The organism is Faecalicoccus sp. (assembly GCF_036552745.1).
In the GTDB taxonomy this organism is placed as follows: Bacteria; Bacillota_I; Bacilli_A; order Erysipelotrichales; family Erysipelotrichaceae; genus Faecalicoccus.
Genome location: NZ_JAXKBY010000091.1, coordinates 1 through 5,874 on the forward strand (window position 1 = coordinate 1; position 5,874 = coordinate 5,874).

7 protein-coding genes are annotated in these 5,874 nt (G+C 41.0%); 1 reads left to right on the forward strand and 6 read right to left on the reverse strand.

The window, feature by feature from the left end; genetic code table 11:
• Positions 1-93: 93 nt before the first annotated feature.
• From rimI to U0M88_RS04455, 6 genes are all read right to left on the reverse strand, one after another.
• Positions 94-528 carry a ribosomal protein S18-alanine N-acetyltransferase gene (gene rimI, locus U0M88_RS04430; protein WP_331869026.1) on the reverse strand — a complete coding sequence of 145 codons (435 nt, stop codon included), beginning with the start codon at positions 526-528 and terminating at the stop codon, positions 94-96.
• Positions 525-1,124, reverse strand: coding sequence for a tRNA (adenosine(37)-N6)-threonylcarbamoyltransferase complex dimerization subunit type 1 TsaB (gene tsaB, locus U0M88_RS04435; RefSeq protein ID WP_331869027.1), 600 nt, complete (start codon positions 1,122-1,124; stop codon positions 525-527). The genes rimI and tsaB overlap by 4 nt, the downstream gene beginning before the upstream one ends.
• Positions 1,117-1,569, reverse strand: a complete 453-nt coding sequence (gene tsaE, locus U0M88_RS04440; protein ID WP_331869028.1) for a tRNA (adenosine(37)-N6)-threonylcarbamoyltransferase complex ATPase subunit type 1 TsaE — start codon at positions 1,567-1,569, stop codon at positions 1,117-1,119. Before tsaE ends, tsaB begins: the two co-directional genes overlap by 8 nt.
• Positions 1,566-2,912, reverse strand: coding sequence for a replication-associated recombination protein A (locus U0M88_RS04445; RefSeq protein ID WP_331869029.1), 1,347 nt, complete (start codon positions 2,910-2,912; stop codon positions 1,566-1,568). The genes tsaE and U0M88_RS04445 overlap by 4 nt, the downstream gene beginning before the upstream one ends.
• Before the next feature lie 134 nt (positions 2,913-3,046).
• A complete protein-coding gene (gene hcp, locus U0M88_RS04450) occupies positions 3,047-4,615 on the reverse strand; it encodes a hydroxylamine reductase (RefSeq protein WP_181965668.1) in 1,569 nt (522 codons plus the stop codon).
• Between the two features lie 15 nt (positions 4,616-4,630).
• Positions 4,631-4,963, reverse strand: coding sequence for a cupin domain-containing protein (locus U0M88_RS04455; RefSeq protein ID WP_331869030.1), 333 nt, complete (start codon positions 4,961-4,963; stop codon positions 4,631-4,633).
• A gap of 85 nt (positions 4,964-5,048) precedes the next feature.
• On the opposite strand from U0M88_RS04455, the gene U0M88_RS04460 reads away from it, so the two are divergent.
• Positions 5,049-5,726 carry a Crp/Fnr family transcriptional regulator gene (locus tag U0M88_RS04460; protein WP_331869031.1) on the forward strand — a complete coding sequence of 226 codons (678 nt, stop codon included), beginning with the start codon at positions 5,049-5,051 and terminating at the stop codon, positions 5,724-5,726.
• Positions 5,727-5,874: the final 148 nt, after the last annotated feature.

Here is a 5,874-nt window from a genome sequence, read left to right on the forward strand (position 1 = left end):
TGAATTTTTTAACCAAAGTATAATGGTAAATCCACGATGCAACAAATTAAGGAAGGTTACTTTTTTTATCCCTCCTTCGTCATTTCATATTGTCTATAAGGCCATAGACATCACTACGGCATTTTCTCCATCCGGATAATAATTCTTCGATACATTGACAGGAATCAAACCCAGCTTTTCATACAATTTTAAAGCCGCCTGGTTAGATTCTCGCACTTCTAATGAAAGAAACTCGCTTTGTGCTTCTCTTGCATGCTTACATAAAGCATCCATAAGATATGCCCCATAGCCTTTCTTTTGACAGGTAGGATCAATACCGATACGAGCCAGCTGAGCAATCTCAAATGTGATCCATAAAAAGGCATAACCGACGATGTGATCATCTTCTTTTAAAAGATAACCGGTACTAAATGGATTTTCCTGAAGCTCATACAAGCACTGTTCTTTATTCCAAGGTTGTTTAAAACATTGTTTTTCCAGTTCAACAACGATATCTAAGTCTGATTCCTTCATTTCTGTTACATTCATACTTTGTAGGAATCACTTTCTTTTAAATAGTCCGGAACCAGGGCGTGAATGTTTTCTACTTTTTCATAGTATGGTTCAAGTTCGATGAAATTCTTTAAAAAATCCACTTTCTCTACATCCTGTCCCATCAAATCAGCATCGCCCAATACGATTCCCGGATTTGTTTCGATAAATTCTTTGACTTCATCCAGTGTCAGGATCTGTGTATTTCCCTGAATTTGTCCATCTTCCAAATGTGCCACATAGGCTCTTTGACTGCGGGCATCCAAAATCACATTGGCCTGTTTTTTGATACCGGCATACAACTGCATCGTTGAGATCGTATATAATTCTTTGTGCATCTGTGAACAAAGCACTTTGGCAATGGTCATCGCAATGCGAATGCCGGTATAAGAACCCGGTCCTTTTGTGATGATGACACGATCAATATCTTTATAGTCTAAATTTGTTTCCTTTAAAAGTCGATTCAGTTCCACAAAAATCGTTTCACTTTGTTTCTTAAAGGCTTCTAAGCTAATACCGGCCAACAGCTCTTGATCTTTATAGAGTCCTAAAACCAGCTGCTTATACGCACTGTCCATACATAAACTAATCATGATATCCCTCCAGGATCGACTTGGAAACATCTCCCTTGGCTTCCATAGTGATCACTCTGTTTTCATCGATTCCTTCTTCAAAAGAAAGCGAAAGTCTATCTTCCGGCAACTGGTCTTGAATAAACTCTGACCATTCGACGATGGTGATTCCTTCATCAAAACAATCTTCAAAGCCAAGATCCTGACTGGCTCCTTCCAGACGATAGGCATCAATATGATGTAAAGGCTGCCCATTGCCCTGTGTATACGACTTTAAGATTGTAAACGTAGGGGAATTGATTGTACTTGTCACCCCTAACGCTTTTCCAAAAGCCTTGGTCCAGGTGGTTTTACCGGCTCCCAGATCACCATCCAGTGTGATCACCACATGTTTATTCTGACACAGTCTGGCGATTGCTTGCGCCAAAGCCTGTGTTTCTTCTATCGAATGAATTTCTATTCTCATTTTTTTGTTCCTTTCTGTTGTCTAATCTTATGATAATTGGCTTTAATGGCCTTGATTTGGGCCAATCGTTTCTGTACCTTTATCTCAGAGCCCTGATTACCGGGATGATAATACTCCTTGCCGATCAAAGCATCCGGAAGACAGGTCATATCTGTCATATGAAACGCATAATCATGACTGTATTCATAGCCATCACTATAGCCCAGATCTTTCATGAGTCGTGTCGGCGCATTGCGAATGTGTAACGGAACCGGCTGGTCTAAGGTCTTGATCGCATCCACTTTAACGGTGTTGTAGGCCACCTCTAAAGCATTGGACTTCGGTGCTAAAGCTAAATACACGACCGCATGCGCTAAATGCACATTGCATTCCGGCATTCCCAAAAAATGTGCCGCATGATACGCCGCTACAGTAATCTCCAAAGCTCTGGAATCGGCCATACCGATATCTTCACTGGCCATACGCACCAGACGCCTTGCGACATAAAGCGGATCCTCCCCGGCTTCCAACATGCGCGCCAGCCAGTACAAAGCCGCATCCACATCGCTGTTGCGTACACTTTTATGAAGAGCGGAGATCACATTATAATGCTCTTCCCCATGTTTATCATATAATAATGTTTTTCTTTGCAGGCACTGTTGAAGAATTTCCTTCGACACATGGATGCCCTCAATATCGCCGGGTGAATTATTCACAACCATTTCCAGCGTATTTAAACAAATTCTGGCATCTCCTCCGGCAAAGGAAGCAATCGCATCAACTGCCTCATCATCGATCTCGATATCTAAATTTGCCAACCCTTTCGGGGAAGTTAGAGCACGATGGATCAGATCGATTAAATCTTCCTTTTCTAAAGAATTCAGCACAAAGACCTTACACCTTGACAATAAGGCGCTGTTGACCTCAAAGCTTGGATTTTCCGTGGTTGCTCCAATAAGGATAATACTGCCTTTTTCCACATACGGTAAAAACGCATCCTGCTGCGCCTTGTTGAAGCGATGAATTTCATCCACAAACAAAATCGTATTCTGGCCTAAATTCTTCCGCAAATCGGCCTGCTTCATCACTTCTTTGATTTCTTTGATCCCGGATGTGACCGCACTGAAATCGACAAAATAACTCTTAGTCTGATGCGCAATGATCCTTGCCAGGGTCGTCTTTCCCACACCGGGCGGGCCCCAAAAGATCATAGAAGTCACTTTGTCATTTTCGATCATTCTCCATAATAGATTTCCTTTGGCAACCAATTGTTTTTGTCCTACATATTCCTCCAAAGATTCCGGACGCATTCGATCGGCCAAAGGACGGATATCTTCTGCCTGTAATAAACCTTCTTGTTCCATAGTGTTTTTATTATAGCACAATCAAATTCGAGTGCTTCAAAAAGCACTTCGTTATCAAAAAATTCCTTTCCATAAAAAAAGATCTACCCTTTCTTTCATCATTTATCAGAAAAGATAGATCCTATATTGATCCTTTATCCCACGATAGCTTGTAGATCATCCTGCACCGTAGTAATTGGTGCAATATGATAGTTTTCTACCAGATAGTTTAATACATTTGGTGATACAAAGGCCGGTAAGGTTGGTCCCAGCTTGATATTTTCGATGCCCAGATAAAGAAGGGTCAACAATACGCAAACTGCTTTTTGTTCATACCACGATAAGATAATGGAAAGTGGCAATTCATTAACACTGCAGTTAAAGGCTTTGGCCAAAGCCAGGGCCACTTGTACGGCGCTGTAGGAATCATTACATTGTCCCATGTCCATCAATCTTGGCAATCCGGCAACGGTTCCTAAGTCTAAATCGTTAAAACGATATTTACCGCAAGCCAATGTAAGGATCACACTGTCTTTAGGTGCCTGTTCTACGATCTGTGTATAGTAATTTCTTCCCGGTTTTGCACCATCACAACCACCAACTAAGAAGAAACGAGAAATTTTTCCTTCTTTAACCGCCTGTACAACTTGATCGGCCACACCTAATACCGTTCCATGGCCAAATCCTGTGGTGACTGTCGTACCGCCATTGATACCGGTAAATTGTGTATCTTTTTCATAACCGCCTAATTCCAAAGCTTTTTCGATCACCGGTGTAAAGTCTTTATCTTCTCCAATATGCACTAATTCCGGGAATGAAACAAGCTCTGTGGTAAAAATACGGTCTTTATAGTTGGCACGTGGCGGCATCAGACAGTTTGTGGTGAACAATACCGGTGCCGGAATGTCCATAAATTCTTTCTGTTGATTCTGCCAGGCGGTTCCGAAATTTCCTTTTAAATGCGGATATTTCTTTAATTCAGGATAACCATGCGCCGGAAGCATTTCGCCATGCGTATAAATATTGATCCCTTTATCTTTTGTCTGTTCCAAAAGTTGTTTTAAATCATATAGATCGTGTCCAGATACTACGATAAACGGTCCTTTTTCAACCATCAATGGTACTACGGTCGGCTCCGGTGTTCCGTAGGTTTCGGTATTGGCCTGATCCAACAAAGCCATGCACGTATAGTTGTGTTCGCCTACTTTCATCACATATGGCAATAAGGATTCCATACTGTTATTTTCTTTGATGGCGCGAAGGCCTTCAATAAAATACATATCCACACCGGAATCGGTATACCCTAACACACGGGCATGATAGGCATAGGCTGCCATGCCTCGAAGTCCAAATAAGATCAACGATTTTAAAGAACGAACATCTTCATTATCATTCCAGATTTGATTCATATCATAATCCACAGGAACCTCTGATAAAGTTGCCTGTTCCTGGGCGTGCACCTGATCGATCAAAGCCTGCACTGTCTCTTCATTAAAGTTGACATTGGTGACAGTTGTGAATAAACAATCGACAAACAATTTTCTAACCGTATCTTCTACATTCTCTTTGCCTTTTAGGGCATCGGCAAAACTGATCAGGGCTCCAGTCAGTTGATCTTGCAGACGGGCAACGGCTGCGGGTTTTCCGCAAACACCGGCTTGTGCCATACAACCGGTACATCCGGCTGTCTGTTCACATTGAAAACAAAACATTTGATTTTCCATTTTTATTCCTCTTTTCTAAAATACAACCACTAACAACATCTTGAAGTTCTCTTTGGCAAGCACCGCATGAGGATGTCTAGCCGGCATGACGATGGATTCGCCTTCCTTCAATTCATAGTCTTTTCCATCGATTGTGATAAGACCGATACCATCTAAACCGGTCACAAACGCATCGCCCTTCGATTCATGAGTACTGATCTCTTCTCCTTTAGAAAAAGAAAACAGTGTGATACTTATCGCATCATTCTGCACCAATGTTTTCGAAATAATTTGGCCTTGTTGGTAGGCTAATTCTTTTTTCAAACGAAGCACCTGTGATTTTTCAATATTCTTTAAAAGACTTTCCATAGGCATCCTCCTTGTCTTACTGAAAACAGAGTACTACAATAAAACAAAATAATATGTTGTTTTAACAACAAAAAGGATGATTTTTATGAATACAGCTTTCTTATCCAAAACACTCTTGTTTCAGGGAATCCGGGAGCATGAGATCGAAACCATGTTGAGATGTTTAGGGGCCCATGAAAAAGAATATAAAAAGGGACAAACCATCTATCAGGCCGGACAAACAGTTAAAGATTTAGGACTGGTTTTAAGCGGTGGTATCAATATCGTTGTCTATGATTACTGGGGCAACAGTACAATCTTTAGTCACATAGCACCCGGTCAAATCTTTGCGGAAACCTATAGTGCCATGGGTCAGGAAGAATTATTGGTTAATGTCATAGCTGATCAAGACAGTCATATCTTATTTGTCGATACATACAAACTTATGACGACTTGTCAACACGCCTGTCCTTACCATCAGCGGGCTATCCACAATTTGATTCGCATCTCTGCGCAAAAGAATTTGAATTTATCCAAACGAATGTTGCATACAGCGCCCAAATCGATTCGTGGAAGACTGGTATCTTATTTATCTGAACAAGCTCTGCAGCATGGAACCAATCGATTTTATATTCCTTTTTCCCGCCAGCAGTTAGCTGACTATCTGGGTGTGGATCGCAGCGCTTTATCCAATGAACTCTCCAAGATGCAAAAAGACGGACTGCTTCAATATCATAAAAATGAATTTATCTTAACTTCCTGGGATGAAAAAAAACTGGCATGACACCAGATTTTTCTTTCGCTATACCCACAGTTTGGTGATTTAGCCATAATTCAGCATTAAAAAGAAACTTCAAATAAAGCATCTGTTGCAATCTGCCGGATAAAAAAGTAATGAATAGAGTACTTCAACTTCTTTAAGACATAGACAA

Coding starts and splice junctions, on each gene's coding strand:
- U0M88_RS04460 (WP_331869031.1), top strand. CDS start 5,049: ATGAATACAGCTTTCTTATCCAAAACACTCTTGTTTCAGGGAATCCGG.
- U0M88_RS04455 (WP_331869030.1), bottom strand. CDS start 4,963: ATGGAAAGTCTTTTAAAGAATATTGAAAAATCACAGGTGCTTCGTTTG.
- hcp (WP_181965668.1), bottom strand. CDS start 4,615: ATGGAAAATCAAATGTTTTGTTTTCAATGTGAACAGACAGCCGGATGT.
- U0M88_RS04445 (WP_331869029.1), bottom strand. CDS start 2,912: ATGGAACAAGAAGGTTTATTACAGGCAGAAGATATCCGTCCTTTGGCC.
- tsaE (WP_331869028.1), bottom strand. CDS start 1,569: ATGAGAATAGAAATTCATTCGATAGAAGAAACACAGGCTTTGGCGCAA.
- tsaB (WP_331869027.1), bottom strand. CDS start 1,124: ATGATTAGTTTATGTATGGACAGTGCGTATAAGCAGCTGGTTTTAGGA.
- rimI (WP_331869026.1), bottom strand. CDS start 528: ATGAATGTAACAGAAATGAAGGAATCAGACTTAGATATCGTTGTTGAA.